The organism is Streptomyces sp. NPDC023157 (assembly GCF_055560575.1).
The window spans coordinates 53,725-72,516 of record NZ_JBVHIL010000016.1 but is presented as its reverse complement, the minus strand read 5'-3'; the positions used below and the strand labels follow the sequence as shown (position 1 = coordinate 72,516).

The 18,792-nt window shown below is 71.6% G+C and carries 18 protein-coding genes; 15 read left to right on the top strand and 3 right to left on the bottom strand.

Translation table 11 applies throughout. The annotated features are described in order from the left end of the window. The first annotated feature begins 499 nt into the window (after nucleotides 1-499). The 12 genes from ACZ3ZE_RS36470 to ACZ3ZE_RS36415 all read left to right on the top strand — a co-directional run bounded on the left by ACZ3ZE_RS36470 (nucleotide 500) and on the right by ACZ3ZE_RS36415 (nucleotide 12,885). Complete coding sequence (locus ACZ3ZE_RS36470) at nucleotides 500-1,888, top strand: MmgE/PrpD family protein (RefSeq protein ID WP_361630111.1); 1,389 nt, start codon at nucleotides 500-502, stop codon at nucleotides 1,886-1,888. 83 nt (nucleotides 1,889-1,971) lie between these two features. Beyond that, nucleotides 1,972-2,478: a TOMM precursor leader peptide-binding protein gene (locus tag ACZ3ZE_RS36465; protein WP_361179866.1), complete on the top strand. Its 507-nt coding sequence runs from the start codon at nucleotides 1,972-1,974 to the stop codon at nucleotides 2,476-2,478. After that, complete coding sequence (locus ACZ3ZE_RS36460) at nucleotides 2,475-3,674, top strand: YcaO-like family protein (protein WP_467262125.1); 1,200 nt, start codon at nucleotides 2,475-2,477, stop codon at nucleotides 3,672-3,674. The genes ACZ3ZE_RS36465 and ACZ3ZE_RS36460 overlap by 4 nt, the downstream gene beginning before the upstream one ends. Nucleotides 3,675-3,689: 15 nt before the next feature. Then, nucleotides 3,690-4,475 carry a SagB/ThcOx family dehydrogenase gene (locus ACZ3ZE_RS36455; protein WP_329427659.1) on the top strand — a complete coding sequence of 262 codons (786 nt, stop codon included), beginning with the start codon at nucleotides 3,690-3,692 and terminating at the stop codon, nucleotides 4,473-4,475. Next, nucleotides 4,462-5,517 carry a JmjC domain-containing protein gene (locus ACZ3ZE_RS36450; protein WP_361179862.1) on the top strand — a complete coding sequence of 352 codons (1,056 nt, stop codon included), beginning with the start codon at nucleotides 4,462-4,464 and terminating at the stop codon, nucleotides 5,515-5,517. Before ACZ3ZE_RS36455 ends, ACZ3ZE_RS36450 begins: the two co-directional genes overlap by 14 nt. Nucleotides 5,518-5,519: 2 nt before the next feature. Continuing rightward, nucleotides 5,520-6,635: an insulinase family protein gene (locus tag ACZ3ZE_RS36445; protein WP_467262123.1), complete on the top strand. Its 1,116-nt coding sequence runs from the start codon at nucleotides 5,520-5,522 to the stop codon at nucleotides 6,633-6,635. Further along, nucleotides 6,635-7,207, top strand: coding sequence for a hypothetical protein (locus ACZ3ZE_RS36440; RefSeq protein ID WP_363292874.1), 573 nt, complete (start codon nucleotides 6,635-6,637; stop codon nucleotides 7,205-7,207). Before ACZ3ZE_RS36445 ends, ACZ3ZE_RS36440 begins: the two co-directional genes overlap by 1 nt. After that, complete coding sequence (locus tag ACZ3ZE_RS36435) at nucleotides 7,201-8,454, top strand: MFS transporter (protein ID WP_361179856.1); 1,254 nt, start codon at nucleotides 7,201-7,203, stop codon at nucleotides 8,452-8,454. Before ACZ3ZE_RS36440 ends, ACZ3ZE_RS36435 begins: the two co-directional genes overlap by 7 nt. Continuing rightward, nucleotides 8,451-9,908 carry an ANL family adenylate-forming protein gene (locus tag ACZ3ZE_RS36430; RefSeq protein WP_467262121.1) on the top strand — a complete coding sequence of 486 codons (1,458 nt, stop codon included), beginning with the start codon at nucleotides 8,451-8,453 and terminating at the stop codon, nucleotides 9,906-9,908. Before ACZ3ZE_RS36435 ends, ACZ3ZE_RS36430 begins: the two co-directional genes overlap by 4 nt. Then, nucleotides 9,905-10,387, top strand: a complete 483-nt coding sequence (locus tag ACZ3ZE_RS36425) for an acyl carrier protein (protein ID WP_361630102.1) — start codon at nucleotides 9,905-9,907, stop codon at nucleotides 10,385-10,387. Before ACZ3ZE_RS36430 ends, ACZ3ZE_RS36425 begins: the two co-directional genes overlap by 4 nt. After that, entirely contained in the window at nucleotides 10,384-11,811 is a 1,428-nt protein-coding gene (locus tag ACZ3ZE_RS36420) for an AMP-binding protein (RefSeq protein WP_361179848.1), read from the top strand. Before ACZ3ZE_RS36425 ends, ACZ3ZE_RS36420 begins: the two co-directional genes overlap by 4 nt. A 54-nt stretch (nucleotides 11,812-11,865) precedes the next feature. Then, nucleotides 11,866-12,885, top strand: coding sequence for a serine hydrolase domain-containing protein (locus ACZ3ZE_RS36415; protein WP_361630096.1), 1,020 nt, complete (start codon nucleotides 11,866-11,868; stop codon nucleotides 12,883-12,885). 422 nt (nucleotides 12,886-13,307) lie between these two features. Here ACZ3ZE_RS36415 and ACZ3ZE_RS36410 read toward each other — a convergent pair whose 3' ends face one another. Beyond that, a complete protein-coding gene (locus tag ACZ3ZE_RS36410) occupies nucleotides 13,308-13,736 on the bottom strand; it encodes a hypothetical protein (RefSeq protein ID WP_361179843.1) in 429 nt (142 codons plus the stop codon). Nucleotides 13,737-13,979: 243 nt separating this feature from the next. On the opposite strand from ACZ3ZE_RS36410, the gene ACZ3ZE_RS36405 reads away from it, so the two are divergent. Continuing rightward, a complete protein-coding gene (locus ACZ3ZE_RS36405; protein WP_467262119.1) occupies nucleotides 13,980-15,005 on the top strand; it encodes an ArsR/SmtB family transcription factor in 1,026 nt (341 codons plus the stop codon). A 44-nt stretch (nucleotides 15,006-15,049) separates the two neighbouring features. Here the strand turns inward: ACZ3ZE_RS36405 and ACZ3ZE_RS36400 are convergent, their stop codons facing one another. Further along, nucleotides 15,050-15,874: a class I SAM-dependent methyltransferase gene (locus ACZ3ZE_RS36400; protein WP_467262118.1), complete on the bottom strand. Its 825-nt coding sequence runs from the start codon at nucleotides 15,872-15,874 to the stop codon at nucleotides 15,050-15,052. A gap of 291 nt (nucleotides 15,875-16,165) precedes the next feature. On the opposite strand from ACZ3ZE_RS36400, the gene ACZ3ZE_RS36395 reads away from it, so the two are divergent. Both ACZ3ZE_RS36395 and ACZ3ZE_RS36390 read left to right on the top strand, forming a co-directional pair. Continuing rightward, nucleotides 16,166-16,792, top strand: coding sequence for a class I SAM-dependent methyltransferase (locus ACZ3ZE_RS36395; protein ID WP_467262117.1), 627 nt, complete (start codon nucleotides 16,166-16,168; stop codon nucleotides 16,790-16,792). A gap of 423 nt (nucleotides 16,793-17,215) precedes the next feature. Then, nucleotides 17,216-17,530, top strand: a complete 315-nt coding sequence (locus ACZ3ZE_RS36390) for an SPASM domain-containing protein (RefSeq protein ID WP_467262133.1) — start codon at nucleotides 17,216-17,218, stop codon at nucleotides 17,528-17,530. Between the two features lie 67 nt (nucleotides 17,531-17,597). Here ACZ3ZE_RS36390 and ACZ3ZE_RS36385 read toward each other — a convergent pair whose 3' ends face one another. Beyond that, complete coding sequence (locus ACZ3ZE_RS36385; RefSeq protein WP_361179828.1) at nucleotides 17,598-18,674, bottom strand: Lrp/AsnC family transcriptional regulator; 1,077 nt, start codon at nucleotides 18,672-18,674, stop codon at nucleotides 17,598-17,600. Nucleotides 18,675-18,792: the final 118 nt, after the last annotated feature.

Below are 18,792 nucleotides of genomic sequence, written 5' to 3'. Positions count from 1 at the left end.
GGCGATGGTCCCGGCTTCGAGTGACAACGGTCGTGCGCGGGCGATGGTCCCGGCTTCGAGTGACAACGGTCGTGCGCGGGCGATGGTCCCGGCTTCGAGTGACAACGGTCGTGCGCGGGCGATGGTCCCGGCTTCCAGTGACAACGGCCGCGTCCGGCCGACGGCCCTGGCCTCCCGTCACAACGCTCGCTGACACCAGGCCGTTTGGGCTCCTCCCGCGGGTTCCGGGTGCACGCGTGACTCGTTCCCCGTGATGAGCGGCCCGGCTTGATCGCCGCAGAGAGAAGGGCGCTTCGTTCGCCCCTCCGTGCGACAGCGACAGAGGCCGCCCGTTCGGGCCGGCGTGAAGTGCGTACCGCGCTTCGGACGGGCGGCTGCCGTCAGGCAGCGCATATCAGCACAGTCCCACGTCAACGACGTCCGCACGCGGTCGTCCAGGTTCTCGACGACGGCGTGCGACTGGTGCTTCCGGGACACCGACACCCCTAGTGAGGAAACCGTGCCGACCAAGAGCGCGAACTTGGGCGAGGCGCTCGACGGTTGGCTCGACGCGACGACGCACGGGCTCGGCGACGTGCCCGCCGGCCTCGTCGACGATGCCGCCGCGGCGTCCGCGGACTTCATGCTCTGCGCGTTGATCAGCCGGCTGCTGCCGGCCGAAGACGGGCGGGAGCGCGATCAGGGCATGGAGGCTGCCGGTCCGGCCGTGTGGTGGACCGGAGCGGTTCACCGTGCGGAGGTGGCGGCGGAGGCGAACCTGCTGGCGGGGATCGCCGCCGACTTCGACGCGGTGCACTACCTGGCCGGTGGTCATCTCTCGGCCTTCCTGGCGCCGGCGCTGCTCGGCCGCAGGGACCTGCCCCTGGACGCGGCACTTCGGCTGCAGGCCATCGCCACGGAGTTCGCCGTCCGTGTCGGCCAGGTGATCAAGGACCGTGCACGCCTCAAGGGGCTGCACGTCACCCCCCTCGTGGGCGGATTGAGCAGTGTGTACGCGCTCGCGCTCGCCAACGGCTACTCCCCGGACCGGGTGAAGTGGTGTCTGCGGCTCTTCCTTTCGACGTTCCGGTCCGACTACGGGCTCCTGGGCAGCGACGGGCGCCTCTACCAGATGGCCCAGGCCATGCGGCAGGCCCATGCCGCCGTCGCCGAGGGGGGTGTCCACACGCGCCTCGACCTCGCCTCGGCCCGTGAGTGGTGGCGGCCCCTCACGACGCTCGGCATCCCGATCGACTCCCCGACTGAACCGAACGCAGCCCATGACCTCCCGGCCCGTCTGCCGGACGGCTGGATCTCCGGCGACAGGTTCACCGACCTGAAACCGATGCCGTGCTGTGCGTACTTCTTCTCCGTCCTCGCGGTGGTCGCCGGGCTGCGTGGCCGTGTCGCCACCGATTCCGTCCGCCGGCTGGAGGTCCACGTCCCCCGGTACGCGTTCGTCGCCCACCGTGGTGCGGGCGACGGCTCGTGGCTGGCGCCGTTCGACCTGGCCCACAACGTCGCGATCTGCTGGCTTCTGGGGCGGGACAGCTGGACCCCGCTGCCCGAGCTGACCCGTGACGAGGTCCGCGCGATGCGCGAGCTGGTCCACCTGCGCGTCACCTCCGACGACCTGCCGGTGACCGCCGTGGCCGTGACGGGGGACGGAACCGGCGCCGAAGTCACGCTGGCGGCAGGGGACTTGCCCCCGGTCGACGGTGCCGCCCGACGCCACGCTGCCCTGCGGCAGAAGTGCGACGTCGTCCGACGGCGCCTCGGACCCGCGTGGCACGCGCCGCGTGCCGACCAAGGGGCGGGCGAACTCCTGCGTGAGCTGCTGGACAGGAGCGGACAGGACGTACGGGGCCTGGCGACCGGCCTTCCCACACTGAACGGAGCATTCCAGTGACTTTTCCTCCGGTTGAGATATCCCGTCTGTACCTCCATTCCTCACCGTCCCGCGAGGCGGTCCGCCGGGAGGTGGAGTCGCTGGTGAGCGGTGACGCGCGACTCGGCGCGGTGCCTGCGGCCGGGTCCTACGGTCCCGGAGTGCTGTGCGTGGACGTGGCCGGATTCGAGGAACGGCAGGACGTGCTCGCGCGTGCGCCGCACGTCGTGCGTCGAGGTGGCCTGCACCTGCCCGTCGTCATCGACGACGAGGGCACGTCGATCGGTCCGCTCACGACGCCGGGCTTCTCGGCCTGTCTGCAATGTGCCGCGCACGTCGCGGACCGGGCGGCCCCGACCCCGGACCCCGCCGCCGTGCCGTCCCCCGCGCCCGCCGCACTCACCCCCCTCGTCGTCGCCCTCGTCTCGGCCACCGTCGCCCTCGAGGCCGGCAGGATCGTGTGCGACCCCGACCGGCTGCCCCTCTCCCTCGGCCACGTCGTCCGCGTCGAGCACGACACCGGGGCGGTGGCGATACTCGCCGTCACCCAGGTCGACGGGTGCGAGGTGTGCGGGTCCCTCATCGAGCTCGCCCTGGGGGGAGAGCTGTGAACGACGGCGTACGCCCGGCCGCCACCGACACCCTTGGCCTGCTGGAGGACCTCCTCGTCCGGCGGAGCGGGTCGATCTCCTCGCTGCAGCCCCTCGACGACTTCTACAACGACGAGCCCCGGGGGCAGGGATGGGTCGCACAGCTGCCGCCGAACGCCCACCGGCCGCAGGGGACCGCAGCCCTTCCCCGGGCCACCGGAGGCCGTGGCCGTGACCGCCTCGCCCGGCTGAAGGCGGTGATGGAGGCGGCCGAGCGCGTCAGCCTCAGTACGGTGCCGCCCGAGCGCCTGACGTACGGCACGGCCGCCGAGCTCTCCGACCGCCTCGGTCCCGAGGCCTTCCCCGAACCCTGGCGCGGGTCCCCGGTCTGGGAGCGGCCCATGCACTGGTGCCGTGCCGTCAGGATCGGCGCCGAGGAGGCCGGTTTCGTCCTGGTGCCCGCCCAGTTGGTCTACTGCCCCTACTGGGAGCCGGACCGGCAAGCCATGCTGTGGGATCCGAGCAGCAACGGCGCGGCGGCCGCGTTCTCCTACGGCGACGCGGTGGCGCGTGCCTCGCGGGAGGCCTTCGAGCGCCATGTGATCCTGCTGGCGCACTACCTCCGGCTCGGCGGTGAGGAGCTCGACTGGCTCGACCTGGCGCTGGAGCCGGGGGCGCTGCTGATGGGGCTCGAAGCCCGCACCCTCGGCCTGCGCGTCCGGGTCGCCTGCCTGGTACGCACCCCCTTCCCCGTGGTGGTCTGCGTCGTGGTCGACCCGACGAAGCGTTTTCCCGCGCTCACCACGGGAAGCGCGTGCGCGGTCACCGTCGAGCAGGCGGCGAGCTCCGCCATCAGCGAGGCCCTCCACGCCCGCAGGCAGGCACGGGACTTCCTCACGGACGTGCCGCCGGTGGAGGCGTCCGACCTCGAGACGATCGAGGAGCGGGTCGTCTACTGGGGACAGCCGGACGCGCCCGGGCGACTGGAGTACCTCTTCGGCGGCTCCAGGCCCCTCGAGGGCACGTACACGCAGGGATACCTGGACGAGGGGTACGCGGCCGACGTGACGGCCCCGCAGCTCGCCGACGCCGGTGTCAGCGTCGTGAAGGTCGTCCATCCGCGGCTGCAACCCCTCTTCTTCGCCGAGAGCGACAAGCTCCTGCTGGAGCAGGCACGCCGTTCGGCCCTGTCCACCGATCCGCACCCCTACGCCTGACAGGACACGATGACGATGGCGGACAAGGAAGCGACGGCCACCGCGCTCGACTTCCACCGCGGCACCCACGCCGATGCCGCGATGCTGGCCGACTGGCAGATGCTGCCGACCGACCAGTGGCCGGACGAGTGGTTCACGTACAACGAGAAGGTCTACCCACGCCTGGACGGCACCCCGCTGCCGGTCCCCGGTTCCCCTCCTTCCGCAGCGGGCGCCGACTGGCTCGAACGCCGGACCAGCACCCGCACCCCTCTCGACGAGATGACGCTCGCCGACCTCGCCCACGTCCTCTGGTACACGACGCACTCCCGGCCGGCCGACCAGGACGGCCCCCTCGACTGGCACCGCCCGTACCCCTCGGCCGGCGGCCGGCTGGGGTGCGAGTTCTACGTCATCGCGCAGAACGTTTCGGGACTGACCTCCGGGGTCTACAACTACCAGGTAAGACAGCATGAGTTGGTGCGCCTCCGGGCGGGACTGACACCGAAGGTCCTGCGCTTCCTCTTCGGCGACGGATGGACGGCACGCACCTGCGCCTTCGTCGTCGCGACGGTCTCGCTCGACCGGCTGGAGACCAAGTACGGCCAACGGGGCTACCGGTACGGCCTCGTGGAAGCCGGCGCGGCCGCCCAGACGCTCTGTCTCGTCGCGGCCTCGGCATCCCTGGGCACCTGCGTCATCGGCGGATTCGCCGACGTACCGATGGGCCAACTCCTCTTGTGCACACCGAACTCGGAACTCCCCGTGCTGGCCGTCGCCTTCGGCGACATCGAGGAGGGACGAGCCGATGCTCGTGACTGACCACGCGGTCGACAGCGTCCTGGGCGTGTCGCATGCCGAGCTGTCCGAGGCCATGGGGAGACGGTGGTTCCACAAGACAGGCGCCCTGAGGCCGGAGGCCACGTTCGGATGGAACGCCCTCAACAAGGCTCTGCGGTACGGGAATCTGGGCACCGACCAGGTCCGCCTGGTCGGCGGCGACGTGGCGACCGAAGAACTGTTCCACCGCGCCGTCGCGGGCGGCTCCCGGGTGTACCACCGGATCGCCCCGCAGGCCGTACACCGGGGGCTCGACAGCGGTGGCACCCTCGTCATCGACCAGCTCGACCTGGTGGACCCCTGGGCCGACCAGGTGGCGCGCGCCCTGTCGGGGGTCTTCTCGGCGCGGGTCCAGGCCAATGTCTACGCCTCGCTGCGCGGCGCGCCGGGCTTCGGCGCGCACCGTGACACCCATGACGTCTTCGTCGTCCAGGGCAGCGGGCGCAAGCACTGGACCGTGGCGCCGGGGGACGGCACCGACGAGGTGCGCCTCACCATGGAACCGGGCGACGTCCTGTATCTGCCCGAGGGCACGACCCACGACGTGGCCACGCACGCGCAAGGATCCCTGCACATCACGTTCGCCGTCCCCCGGCCGAACCTGCAAGAGCTCCTGACATGGCGGGCCGCTGATTCGGGCGGCACCTTCCTGCGCACCGCCGTCGACCCGGCCGACCCCGCGGCCGCCGCCGCGTCCGTCGCGCAGTGGGCGGGACGTGTCGTCGGCGAGGCCGACATCCGCCGCTTCCTGGAGGACGCTGTTGGCGGCGCCATGGCACCCTCCTGCACGAATCTGCCCTATGCGTGCGGGGACCCGTCCGTTCTGGAGGGGCTGTCCGCGCGGCGGTCGTTCGTCTGCGTCCTGCCCGACGGGGCCACCGACCACGCGCGGGTCCTCGCCCGGCTGACGGCGACCGACCGTACCCCTGTGAAGGAACTCCTCGCTGACGTCGCGGTGGACGACCCGGTCGCCGTCGTCGGCGATCTCATGCGGTGGGGCCTGATCGACGTGTCGGAGACGTGAGCATGCGCCGCACACGAGAAGCGGAGGCCGGTTTCGGCTGGTCCGAGCAGCGGGGTGACACCGCGGCCCTCGCGCTGGTGTTCCCGGCGGGCTTCGCTGCGGAGGGGGCCGACCGGCCGGGCCTGGCCCACTTCACGGAACACATGATCATGGCGCCGTCGGGGGGACGCGCGGAACCGTACGCGTCCCTCGAAGAGGCGGGCTGCCTCCTGGAGGCCCGGACACGAAGGGACCACATGACCGTCACGGTCAGCGGGCCTCAGGACTCCTTCCTGGACGCCGTCGGTACCGTCGTGGCCCATCTCGCCGACCTGGAGCGGCCCGACGGCACCGCCGACCGCCAGGCGGAGATCATCCGCAACGAGGTGCTGGACAAGACCCGGCTCGCGCCCCAGTCGGACACCTGGCGCTGGTGCGTGCCCACCCCCGACGGGCCGATCGGACTCGACCACGACCCGATCACCTCACCGGCGCTGTCGGGATCCGTCGGCCATGCCGGGACCTGGCGGGCATTCGCCGCGGAGCGGGTCCGCCTGGACGGGTGCGCCGTCGGGCTGGCGGCGGACCCGACCAGGGTCCGCCCCGAGGACGTGGCGTCGTTGCTCGGTCCGAGGACGTGGGGAGAGCGGGCCCCGGCCTTGGCGCCCGCGCACTTCAGGGCCGCGGGCGTGCGGCGGCACGCGCTCGTCGTCCCCGTCGTGGACGACGGTCCGTCCGGGCAGGCCGCGGCCCTCGTGGCCGGACACCTGTTCGCGGCCAGGGCCGCGACGGTCCATCGGCGGCGGCCCGCACCCGTACGGTACGGCCTGTTCGACGAGTGGTTCAGCGAGAGCGGACCGACGGCCCTGGAAGTTCCGCTGCCGGTCGGATTCGACCCGACGGCACACGAGCACGAGCTGCTGCGAAGCCTCCGCGCCGCTGTCGACCCCGGCCGGACGACACGTGCGGGTGAGCAGCTGTCCGAGCAGTGGCGTACGCGTACCGAAACGGCCTCGGCAGGCGCCCGCTCGATCGCCTGGGCCGCGTTCGCGCGACATCACGGAGACCCGTTCGTCCACGTCGACCTCGACCTCGTCGCGCGTCACCTGGAGACGATCACCGCCTGGGAGGAGCACTGATGCCCGGCCCCGCGACCCGGACGACCCGCTGGGGCGAGGGCATGGACCTGTTCCGGCGGCCCTCGCACTTCGCCGCGACCGTGCCGGTCCCCCTCGCGGGCCCCGATGACGTCCTGGCGTGGCTGTGCCTGTGCGAAAGCCTCGCCGGAGGGTTCACGAGCCCGTTGACCCGTGCGGGACGGCTCGACGGCACGCTCTTCCGCGTCAGGCTCGCGCTCCTGCCCGGTGCAGGGGAGGAAGGCGTCCTGGCCCTGACGTTCACAGCGTCCGCGCACACCGAGGCGGCCAATACCCGGGCCGTGCTCCACGCCCTGACCGCGGTCGTGCACCAGGACCCGGTCGCGATCCCTCCATGGCGGAGCGCGGCACGACGCCTCGCCACCCGCCTGGCCACCACCGACCCCATGCCGCCGTACTCGCCTTGGCGGCGTCACCCGTACGACGCGCACCTGGACGACCCGGTGGCCTGGGCCACCCGCACCCCGCCGCCCCAGTCCCACCGGCAACGGCTCGCGGTGCTCCTGCGGGCACTGTCGGAGCACGGCGCGGGCACGGAAGGACACGCATGCTGACACCCCCCTCCGCCCCCGAGAAGGCGACGGACCGCGTCCGCCTCCTCCGCCGCGTCAGTACGGTCTCCAGCCTTGAGGACGGCGCCTTCACCGTCGTCCTCCCGGTCCTCGCGCAGAAGTCGGCCGGCAGCATGGGCGTGGCGGCCGTCTTCATCGCCGTGACCGCTCCCTGGGCCCTGGCATCGCTGCCCCTCGGCTACCTCGCGGACCACCTGTCGCGGACACGGCTCGCGAAGGCGGCCGCGCTCGGACGCCTCGGCTTCGCCGCGCTCCTCGCGACCCTGCCCCTCTGGGGCGGCTACGACCAGTGGCTGTTCACCGCCGTGGCATTCGGCCTGGGCACCTGCGGCGTGGCCTCGGAGATCGCGCGTCAGTCCCTCGTACCGCAACTCGTCGCCCAACCCGAGGACCTGGTCGCGGCCAACGTGGAGATCGCGAAGGTCTCCCAGCTCTACGGGGCGTTCGTCGGGCCCCTGCTGGCCGGGACGCTCCTGTCCTGGAACCAGTCGCTGACCACGACGGTCCTGGCCGTCCTCGCCGTTCTCACCCTCCTGTTCACCCTGCGGCTGCCACCCGTCCCGCCCCTGCGGGACGAGCCCATGCGGCCGCGGACCATGGTCGGAGACAGCCTCGGCGGATTCCGGTACATCTGGCGCACCCGCACCCTGCTGGCCCTCGCCGCGTCGAGTTGCCTCGTCTCCGTCATCTGGTACGTCTGGGAGACCTCCTTCACGGCCTACGCCCTCGCCGACGACGGCCTCGCGGCCTCCGACCTCGCCTACTCGCTGCTGCTCCTGTCCGGGGCAGCCGGCGGGTTCGTCGGCGCCCGGCTGGTCCAGCGGATGCTGCGCGCGTTCCCCCTGAGCACCGCGCTGTCACTGAGCCTGGTCGGCTGGACCGTGTGGTTCGCCGTGCCGGCCTTCACGTCGAACTGGTTCGCCGTGGCCGGGAGCCTGCTCGTCGGCGGCTGCAGCGGCCTTCTGTGGAACACCATCTCGATCTCCGTACGGCAGCTGGTGACGTCCGTCGAGATCCTCGGCAGGACCACGGCCGCCTACCGCGTCATCACCAGGACCGGCCGCGTCATCGGAGCCGCGCTCGCCGCCCTCCTCATGGCGCACATGCCGTGGCAGCACATCCTGGCCGCGTGCGCGGGCGCCATCGCCCTGACAGCCCTCGGCCTCCACCTCCTGTACCGCGACGGCACCGCGAACGGTGCGGAGCCGCTGACGAAGGAGCAGGGATGACGACACCCGCGTCCGTTCGTGGACCGCGGCCACCGGCCAGGGACTGGACACCCCGCGCGACCCTGGTGCTGCACACCCAGGACGAGGGCATCGAGGTGCTGCGCCCCGAGCACCTCGCAGAGCGCCTTCCGCACGTGAGGGAGCGGCTTCGCCGGTCCGCGGGCGACGACCGAAGCGTCTGCCTCGTGCCCGACCCGCGACAGCCGTTCGCGCACTACCTGACGGAGCTCCTCGCGGCACTCGCGATGCCGCACCCGGTGGCCCTGCTCCACGCCGGAAGCCACGCCTCGCCACTCGCCGAGCTGGCCGGGCACGGAATCCGGGCCTGCACCCTCCGCACAGCCGCCGGCCACGAGCCCCTCCCCGCCGCCCCCGCGCCCCTGCCCGACCAGGCCCTCCTGCTGAGGACGGGCGGCTCCAGCGGCCGGTCCCGCTTCGCGGTCAACACCAGCATGCGCCGCGCGCTCGTACGCGACCGCAGACTGAGCCTCGCGCGCGCTGTCGGCCTGCGCGACGGGGCACGGGTCCTGCTCGCCGGCCCGGTCGGCCACGCCGCCCACCTGAGCATGCTCCTGGACACGGTGAACCACGAGGCCGAGGTGCATCTGTACGAGAGCCCCGACCCGGCGCGGGTCCTGCCCGACATCCGCCGCCACGGCATCCAGTGGCTCACCGCCACCCCCCTGCACCTGCGCATCATGATGCGCCAGATGCGAGACGCCCGCGGCACGGCGGAGCTCGAAAAGCTCGTCCACATGAGCGCGGCCTGCGGCGAACCGGTCAAGAGGTTCTGGCACTCCGTCCTCGGCCCCGAGAACGTCTACGAGGTGTTCGGCTCCTCCGAGGGCATCGGCACCACGATCGCCCGAGGCGACGAATGGGAACGCCGTCCCGGCACCGTCGGCAGGGGCTTCTACACCTCCGTGGCCGTCCTCGACCCCGCGGGCCGCCCCGTACCGGCAGGTGAGCCGGGCGACGTCTACTTCGCCTACGGCGCTCCGGCGCGCCCTCTCCACGTCGGCCACGGGGACCACGTCCGGTGGACGGGCAACGGGCTGGTCGGCATCGGCGACCGCGGCTTCCTCGACGACGACGGCTTCCTCCACCTGGAGACCAGACCGCAGCTCCGCATCACGGTCGGCGGCACCACGGTCGTGGCCACGGACGTCGAGGACGCACTCCTCGCGCTCCCGTGGGTCCACGACGCGGCAGCGGCCGGCATCGCCAACCAGGTGACGGGACAACGCGTGATCGGCTTCGTCGTGCTCGACGCCCACGCCCCGGCCACCTGGGCGGCCGAACTCGCCACGGAACTGCGCCAGAACCTCCCGGCGGCAGCCGTACCCCGCCACGTGTTCGCCGTCGACGCCGTCCCCCGGGCCCCGTCCGGCAAGGTCGACCGCGCCGCGATCGCAGCCCTGGCCGACGCACACTCCAAGAAGGAGACAGAATGACGCACACGCTCCTCGACAACCCGAACTTCACCGGCATCCGGCGCCGCACGCCCGACGGCCGACACGTGGTGGCCGTGTCCCTCCGGTCCTACATGTCCGTCCCCGAGATCAGAGCCGCGCTGGCGGAGCTTCTCGGCGACCAGGCGGGCGAGATCGACTTCGCCGTACTGCACGCAGGGGAGGAGGTGACCGCCGACGCGGTCAGCGACACCACGCTGCTCACCGGGAACTTCCACGCCATGCACGCCCCAGGGAGCGTCGTGGAGACCGAGCTCGCGGAGCGGATCACGCTGATGATGACCGAGGACGCGGTCGTGAGCATGTCCGACAGCATCGGCGACCTGGGAGGGGACTCCCTCATGTGCCTGGAGCTCAGCGAGGCACTCATCAGCATGTGGGGAGTGGAGATCGACCCGGTGGAGATCTTCCGCATGAACTCCCTGAAGGAACTGGCCGACGACATCGAGGCCAGGCGGTGACGTCCCGGTCGCTGGACCTCCTGGCCGGCGCCGCACCCGACGCACCGGCCCTCCTCGAGAAGGCCCGCGTGGTGACGCGCGGGCAGGCGCGCACGATGACCGAGGAGACGGCCCGCTTCCTCGGCGACGACCGCAAGAAACTCGTGATGGTCGAGAACCCCCGCTCGCTACCGGGAGCCCTGGCCTGCCTGGCCGCGCTGCGCGCGGGACACGCGGTGCTGCCGGTCGAGGCCCTCACCCCCGACGACGCCCGGACCTACATCGACAGGCTGCGCCCCGACGTGCTGGTCGGGCCCACGTGCACAGCCACAGCGGACACCCCGGCCGGATACGGCCGCCCCGAGACCGCCCCGCACATCGGGACGGTCCGCCGCGCACCCGGCAGTCAAACCAGCGCACTCGCAGAGGAGTTGGCCCTAGTACTGCGCACCTCCGGATCCACCTCCCACGGCAGGCTCGTACGCCTCTCGTACGACAACCTCGCGAGCAACGCCGCAAGCATCGGCACGGCGACGAGCATCCGACCCACCGACGTCGCGGCGACATCGCTGCGCATGGACCACAGCTTCGGACTGTCCCTGTTCACCTCCCACCTGGCCGCCGGCGCCGCCGTGGGACTGCTCACCGCCACGCCCAGCTCCGACCGCTTCTGGGCAGAGGCCAGGATCCTCGGCGCGACCTGCGCGGGCCTGGTCCCCTCCACGGCCCGGTTCATCCTGCGCAGCCACGAGTCCGCCGCGAAGCTGGCGACCCTCAGATCCCTCCTGGTCGCCGGAGGGCCGGCGAGCCCCGACGAACTGCGCCGGCTGCGAGAACACGCCCGGTCGGTGTACTACATGTACGGGCAGACCGAAGCGACGGCACGCATGACCTGTCTGGACCCGGCCGCCGCCGCCGACCACGAGGGCAGCGTCGGGACCCCCGTGCCGGGCGGACACATCGAGATCCGCGGCCACGACGGAACCCCGCTCCCCGAAGGGCGCCTCGGCGAGGTCTACTACCGGGGACCGAACGTCATGCTGGGATACGCCGGTTCGCGCGCCGACCTGGCCCTGCCGGACGTCACCGGCGACACCCTGCGGACCGGCGACCTCGGCCGCGCCAGGGGCGGCATGCTGTACCTCGAAGGCCGTGTCGACCGCCAGGTCAAGGTACTCGGGCAGCGGGTGAACCTCGACGCCGTCGAGGCGACGGCGACGGCGACGCTCGGCGGAACGGCCACAGCCGCCGTGCACACCGCGCCCGACGAGGTCTCCCTCTACGTGGAGGGAGACCCGGAGCACATGGAGTGCCTCCGCGCAGCGGACCTCGCCTACCTGGGAGTCCCGCGAGGATCCCTGAGACTGCGCACCACGCCACGGCTCCCGAGAACACCCTCGGGAAAGATCAGATACGCGGCCGTAGGCCGTCACGGCACCGCCTAGAAAGCAGCGGGTATCGTGACCCTGCCCCGACACGCAGCGAAAGGCGCATCGGCCATGAGCCTGTCCGAACCCGCGGCACGGATCCGCTCGTTGCTGGAAAGGTGGGTCGCACGCAGGACGCTCCTCGGAGCCCAGGTCTTCCACCGGCACGACGGCGACGTGACCGACATCGCGGTGGGAGAGGCCGCTCCCGGAGTCGCGGCCACCCCCGATGTCGTCGGCCGTGTCTACTGCGCCAACAAGTCCGTCCTGGCCGTCACGGCCGGAGTCGCCTCGCAGGAGGGGCTGCTCGACCTGAAGGACCCGATGGCGCGCTTCTTCGACAACTGCGCCCCCTCCATGGCCACGGTGACGGTCGCCGACCTCCTCGGGCACACCTCCGGTCTCCCCACCGCACTCCACAAGAGCACCGGTTCCCTGGAGGAGCGGGCCCGCCGCATCGTGGCCTCCGGCTCGCGCCAGCCGGGCCCCGCCCGCTACAACACACAGAGCGCCGCGGCCGTACTCGGGTCGGTCCTCGAGCGCCTGTACGGGCTCCCGCTCGCGGACGTCGTCGACGAGAAGGTGGCCCGCCCCCTGGCGCTGCGCGACCTGGCGCTCGTCCCGCGCCCGCACCAGCAGTACGTCCCGCTGCACCGCCGGGACGGCACCATGCGCTTCGTCCCGGTCGCCGACGAGGACATGGGTCTCCACCCCGCGAACCCGGGGCAGGCGGGCGTCTCCACGGCATCCGACATCGGCCGTCTCCACGCGGACCTCGTGGACTCCCTGCGTGGCGGAGGCAAGCTCCTCGACCGCCCGACGGCCGCGGCGCTGTGCGCGGTGAACGCGACGGTGCAGCTGCACGACCTCGGCGCCCGCAGCTGGGGCCTCGGCGTCCAACGCGACCTGCACCAGGGCATCCTCGGTGAAGGCTGGAGCCCCGAGACCTTCGGCCACATCGGCACCACCCCCCGCCGCATCGTCACCCTCCACGCCGCCGACCCGGCCTCCGGCCGCGTGATGGCTCTGCGACTGTTCAGCGTCGCGGAGACCAACGACCGCTGCGTCCAGGAGCTCACCAGAATCGCGTGACAGCCGCCCCGCCAGGCAAGCCCACCTCCGGGATGCGCGAAGCCCAGGGCTGGGGGCGGGGTGCCGGGGCGATGGGGGCGGCTTCCCGTGGTGGCTGAGGCTGGTCACCGTGATCGTCACCGGGCTGCTGACGGAGGGCGTGAATCAGTTGGCGCGCCGCCGCCTGGGAGTATCGGGGTGAGCGCCTGAGTGCCGAGGCCCCCGGCTTCAGCCGGGGCCCTCGGCTGCCGGGCCGGGTGGCGTGGCCCGGCAGCGCTGCCACGCCTGCCGTCGGCCGGGCGCATGGCCTGCCCCGTCGGGGCCGTGCCGCCCGACCGTCTCGCCGCAGCGTCGCACGGGGCACTCCGCCTTCCCCCTACGTCAGATCCTCCCTACCCCCGAATCGAGGGAGGAGCCGGCGCCTTGGAGGCGGCGGCGCCGGGTCAGTAGACGCGGAGGCAGTTCAGGAGAGCTGTCGTACCGATCTCGCGGTCGCACGCCCAGACCCGTATGTTCTTCTTGTAGTTGAAGCTCCACGAGTCGAAGGTGTTGACCCTGCTCGCGTAACGGTTCTTGTGCGTCCACGCGCCGTTCGCCCACGTGTCGAACTCGAGGGCCAGCACAGCTTCGAGCTTGTTGTTCGGGATCGCGTCGCGGGCGCCGGCGTAGGAGAAGCTGCCCGCGTAGTAGGTGTAACCGCCGGCCGTTCCCGCCGCGTGCCACTCGTACCCGCCGCTCACCTCCGCGTTCTTGCTGGAGCTCAGCCCGTACAGGTTGACACTCGTCGCGCTGGCGGGGCCCGCCAGTGCGACGACCAGCGCGGATGTCAGCGCCGCGGATCCGAGAACCGTGCGCTTGAGAACAGGTCGCATGTCTTACTCCTCATGAGTCGGGGCCGGCGCAGGAAGGCCGAATCAGGTCCATGTGCAGCGGCGAGGTGTGGGCTCTGGCGCCCTTCTCCCTGCCTCGCCGCCACAACGATCCTCACGGCTGCCGCTGCCGACGGCCACGCCTTTCGGTCTCGACCGAAGCGCCTGACGCAAAAGGATCTGGGCTTGTTCCGATCAAGGGAGCAAGGTCAGTTCTCGGCCGGTTGAGCGAGAAGGAGGAGTGACGTGTCGATGCTTCGCATCCACCTCAGCCAGGAGGATCTGGCCAGGACCCGTGTGATGGACACGTGGGGGCCCCTGGGGGAGACGCTCCTCAGTCTCACGACCCTGCAGCAGGTCAAGGGCCCCACGGTGCTGGGCGGTTGGCGTCAACAGGTGCGGCAGACGTTGGGCCCGGTCCTCCACCCGGCTGCGACGCTGTTCCAGAGTGCCTTCCTGGACCTGTTCACGTCGACCGGGCCGACCGCGTCGTGGGAGGAGGGTCTGGAGGCGTTGCGCGGCGTTCGCCCGGACCTGATGCGCGAGGAGCTCATCGGGGCAGGCGAGTTACGTGAGCTGATGACGGGGAGCACCGAACGGTGGACGGGGCTGGCATGGGGAGATCCCGCATACGACCGCGCCGACCGGCGGGCGCTGGTGGACTTCCTGGACGGATATCACCGGGTGGCGGTGGCTCCTTACTGGTCGCGGATCCGGGCCCGGCTGCAGCAGGAACAAGCCGGCCATGCCCGGGCCTTCGCCGAGAAGGGGGTGGAGGCGCTGCTGGCCGGGCTGCCGCCCGGGTTCCGCTGGCGCCCACCGGTACTGGAGATCGGGCGCGGCGCACAGGTCAAGGACCTCCGTCTCGACGGACGCGGGCTGATGCTGGTGCCTTCGGCGTTCTACGAGACCCGGCCGAACGTCTTCCTCAGCCCCGTCGACAGCCGGCAACCCGCGGTGCTGTTCGTTCCCGTCCTGCGTACCGTCGGTGATGTCGCCGGTGTGCTGACCACCGCACCGGGCGGGACCCTGAAGGCCTTGAAGGCGCTGCTCGGCCGGACCAGGGCCCACGCTCTGGACGCCATCGGGGTGAGCGCCTGCACGACGAGTGAGCTCGCTCAGCGCCTGGGGATATCCCTGGCCAGCGCCAGCGAACACGCCACTGTGCTGCGACAAGCCAATCTGATCGCCACCACCCGGCACGGCAGCGCCGTCCACCACGCCCTCACACCCCTGGGGTCCAGCCTCCTCAACGGCACACCCTCCTCCTGAACCGCAGAGTCGCGCAGTCGGCCGGCCGGGCGCGCCGGCGCCCGCTAGGGGCGGCCGGCGGTGATGACGTAGTAGTCGAGGAAACCCTTCTCCCAGGCGTGGAGGAAGTTCCTCGGCCAGGTGCCCGGTTTCCACTGGGCGGACAACCAGTGGTCCCAGCCCGGCCAGACCGAGGGGCCGATGGACTCGCAGCGGACGTCGACCATGCCCGACCAGGCCAGAGCGTCGGTGAGTTCGGACGGTGTACGGGCGATGTCCAGCCCGTCCGCGAAGGTGTCGAGCAGCTCGGCCAGCCGAGGCGCGCCGACGGGGTCCGGGGTGAAGAAGCTGGTGATGGCGGTCCGCCCTCCGGGCCGCAGCACCCGGGCGGTCTCCGCGGCGAAGAGTGCCAGGTCGTCGAAGTGCTGGGCGGCCTCCACGCTGTAGACGCAGTCGAACTCGGCGTCCCCGAACGGCATCCGCTCGGCCGCCCCGCGCGCCAGCCGCAGCCGCTCGACCCCGCCCACGTCCAGCAGATCCGCGTTCGCCCGCCGCGCGCGGTCCAGCTGCTGGGGGTGGATGTCCATGCCGGTGACCTGGGCGGGACCGTACTCCGCCAACGCCAGCGCGCAGCCGACACCCAGCCCGCACCCGACCTCCAACAGCCGGGCACCGCCGAGGGGCCCCGCGGAGTCGAGCACCTGCCGGTACAGGTCCTGCTGGCTGCGGATCCTGTCCTCCACGGTCGGCGGACGGTCCAGGTCCTCGGGCTGCCAGTAGCCGAAGTTGATGAACCCACCCGCGAAGACGGGCACCGCACTGAGGTCGGCGGGGCCGTACGTCTCGTGTACAGCGGCCCGCATCCCGTGGGGCCGGTCGGCTTGAGTCATGAGCACACCTCCGTGCTCAGTGTGTTCAAAGGGTGACGTTCTGTCGATGTGGTGCGTCGGTGCGTCGGTGTCGGAGAGCGGAGGGGGTCCCCGGCGGTGTGGCTGCCGCCGGTCGACGGCGTCGTGCGAGATGGCCCTGGGATGTCCCCGCCTGTCCCGTCCAACGGCATTGTCGGAACGTATGAAGAGGAGCTCACGCAAAGGCGGGCACAGCCTCCGTCGGGTGGAGGGGCGGCCACAGCATCTGGGAAAGCGGTCGCGCTCCCGACAGGTGCGTCGTAGCGTGCGCGCGTGAACGTTGAAGATCCAAAGGAATTGGTCCGGCGCGGGTATGACGTGCTGTCGGAGCACTACGAGCAGGCATTGGGCAGCGAGACGACATACGGTTCGTGGATCGAGGAGTTGCTGGGTCGGCTCCCTGAGACAGGCACCGTCCTGGACATCGGGTGCGGCACCGGGGTACCCGTAGCCCGGTCCCTGGCCTCGGCGGGTCACCGCGTGACGGGCATCGACATCAGTGAGGTCCAGATCCGCAGGGCCCGGGAGCTTGTGCCGGGCGCCGACTTCATCCGGGCTGATGCCACGACCTTGGAGTTCCCCCAGGGCAGCTTCGACGCCGTCGTCTGCCTGTATGCCCTGATCCATGTTCCGGTGGAGGAACAGCCCGCCCTCTTGGAGCGGATCGCTTCCTGGCTGCGGCCGGGAGGCTGGTTCTTGAGCACCACCGGGCATCGGGCTTGGACCGGGACCGATGAGAACTGGCTCGGCGGCGGGGCCGCCATGTGGTGGAGCCACGCCGACGCCGGTACGAACCGCGCATGGCTCGTGCAAGCCGGCTTCGACGTGGCCCACGAGGAGTTCGTGCCCAAGGGCGACAGTGGCCACGTCCTGTTCTGGGCTCGGCGCGCTGAGGCGTGACAGGGAGGAAGGCTTCATGGATGTGGTCCCGGCTGTACCAGCGGATCCGTGAGGGCGGCATCGACGCCACTACCTGTGGGGGATCGCTCCTGACAGACTCGCCTACTTCCGCGTAACTGGGCCTGTCCTGGGGCGTGGACCGTATCGAGCTGGCCGACGTCCAGTTCTACGGCTGGGGTCTCCTCAACCGTGCTGCTCTGATGCCCACGCGCCCCGACTCGCCCGGGTCCGGGAGGCGGTCGACCGGTGGCGTGCCCGACTGGCCCACGAGCCCGCTGACGGCAGGCGACGAACCGCTGACCGCGCTCGTCTGGGTCGTCCCCGACTACTTCGACGGCGTCGCCAAGCCGTGTGTAGGCGGGGGGCGCAGTCTCCCTCACCGTCACCCCGGACGGGACCGCCCTTCCCTGTCCTGCCGCGGGAATCCTGCCGGATCTCGACCCGCCCAACGTCCGCGACTACGCGCTGGCCTGGATCCGGGACCACGCCGCAGCCTGCACCCGCTGTCGCGGAACCGGGTGGATGACCGAGGCCTGCCGCACCTGCTCCCGCCGCGCCGAGGATTTCGGGGGCTGCCGCTGCCAGGCATACGCACTCACCGGGGACGCCACCCGTACGGACCCCGCCTGTCGGCTGCCCCCGGACCACGGGCTGGTCCGCGGACTCACCGAGGACGCAGGCACCAGTCCCGCCGCCGACACGTTCCGACCACGAGGACGGCAGAGACGAGCTACCTGAGGAGCCCGCGCGCGACTGGTCACGTTGCCGTTCGGCCCTGCGGTGCCCGGCTTCGACGTGGCCCGCGTCACGGGACCCCTTCGCCTGCTGGAGCCGTGGGCCATACGCGGGGCAGTGCGAAGGGGATGTGTCCCGTCGCGAGGCCGGTGGTGTCGAGGAGGCGGCCCATGCGCTTGCGGGAGCGGAGGAAGACGGTGCGGTCGCTCACCTTCAGCTGGGGAAAGCGCTCGGCGAGCTGCGCCTCGAAGGGGTCGATGGCGTGCAGGCCGCGGAGCCAGAGCATCACGAGGAGGTTGTCGGAGCCACTGACGGAGACGGCGAGGCGGACTTCCTCCATCCGGGCCAGCGCGCTGCCCGTGGCCGCGAGGTGGCTGTGGGGGACCGCGGTGCGGTAGAGCACCACCGTCGAGAGTCCCGCGAGGGGATGGGCCAGGTCGCAGCGGAAGGTGATGTCGCCGTCGCTGATCATCCGCTGGAGCCGACGGCGGGCGGTGTGTTCACTCATCCCTGCCTGCACCCCGAGCTCGGTGTAGCCGAGGCGTCCGTCGACGCCGAGGGCCGCGAGCAGGGCCTGGTCCTCCGGCGCCGGCGGGTGGTGCATGCGGGCGCTGTAGACGGTCGAGCGCGCGGTGCGCGGCGCGGAGAGTTCCGCGTGTCCGGCGGGTTCCATGGCCCGCATCCGCCAGTCCCCGCCTTCGCCGTACAGCGTGATCCCGAGCCGGGTCCGGGTGGACCGGACGCCCTTCAGACCGCCGATCAGGCCGTGTACGGAGCGGCCGAGGGACGGCAGGTCGGCGGCGGCGACGGACGCCAGGAGGTCGAAGTCGCCGGCGGTCTCGTCGACGCTGAAGACCCAGGGCATGTCGGCCAGGGCACGGCTGATTCCTTCGAGGGACCGCGGCCGGCACCGCACCTCGACGTAGGCGACGGTGGCCGATTTCGCCGCGTCGTACGCGGTGACCCAGGCCAGACCGTTCAGGCGCAGCCGTTCCCAGCGCCGGGCCACCGTCGTCGCGTCCACTCCGAGCGCCCGGCCGATCTGCGACCACGGTGCCCGGGGGGCCGCCTGCAGGGCGTCGACGAGCGCGAGGTCCAGTTCGGAGAAGCGTACGTCCGCACAGGTGTCGCGGGAATCGGGTGTCACGGCGCCCTCTCTGATGCTTTCCTGCAATTCTCCGGCGATTCCGGTTACAGGCCGGATCGTAGGGGCACTTCCGGCCGATGCCCAGTTTCGGCCACGGTGATGAGGAGTGCCTCGTGTC

Bases quoted from the DNA above. Each gene is read 5' to 3' on its own strand.
- ACZ3ZE_RS36440 (WP_363292874.1), top strand. From the start codon at position 6,635: ATGCCCGGCCCCGCGACCCGGACGACCCGCTGGGGCGAGGGCATGGAC.
- ACZ3ZE_RS36425 (WP_361630102.1), top strand. From the start codon at position 9,905: ATGACGCACACGCTCCTCGACAACCCGAACTTCACCGGCATCCGGCGC.
- ACZ3ZE_RS36415 (WP_361630096.1), top strand. From the start codon at position 11,866: ATGAGCCTGTCCGAACCCGCGGCACGGATCCGCTCGTTGCTGGAAAGG.
- ACZ3ZE_RS36455 (WP_329427659.1), top strand. From the start codon at position 3,690: ATGGCGGACAAGGAAGCGACGGCCACCGCGCTCGACTTCCACCGCGGC.
- ACZ3ZE_RS36410 (WP_361179843.1), bottom strand. From the start codon at position 13,736: ATGCGACCTGTTCTCAAGCGCACGGTTCTCGGATCCGCGGCGCTGACA.
- ACZ3ZE_RS36400 (WP_467262118.1), bottom strand. From the start codon at position 15,874: ATGACTCAAGCCGACCGGCCCCACGGGATGCGGGCCGCTGTACACGAG.
- ACZ3ZE_RS36450 (WP_361179862.1), top strand. From the start codon at position 4,462: ATGCTCGTGACTGACCACGCGGTCGACAGCGTCCTGGGCGTGTCGCAT.
- ACZ3ZE_RS36445 (WP_467262123.1), top strand. From the start codon at position 5,520: ATGCGCCGCACACGAGAAGCGGAGGCCGGTTTCGGCTGGTCCGAGCAG.
- ACZ3ZE_RS36430 (WP_467262121.1), top strand. From the start codon at position 8,451: ATGACGACACCCGCGTCCGTTCGTGGACCGCGGCCACCGGCCAGGGAC.
- ACZ3ZE_RS36435 (WP_361179856.1), top strand. From the start codon at position 7,201: ATGCTGACACCCCCCTCCGCCCCCGAGAAGGCGACGGACCGCGTCCGC.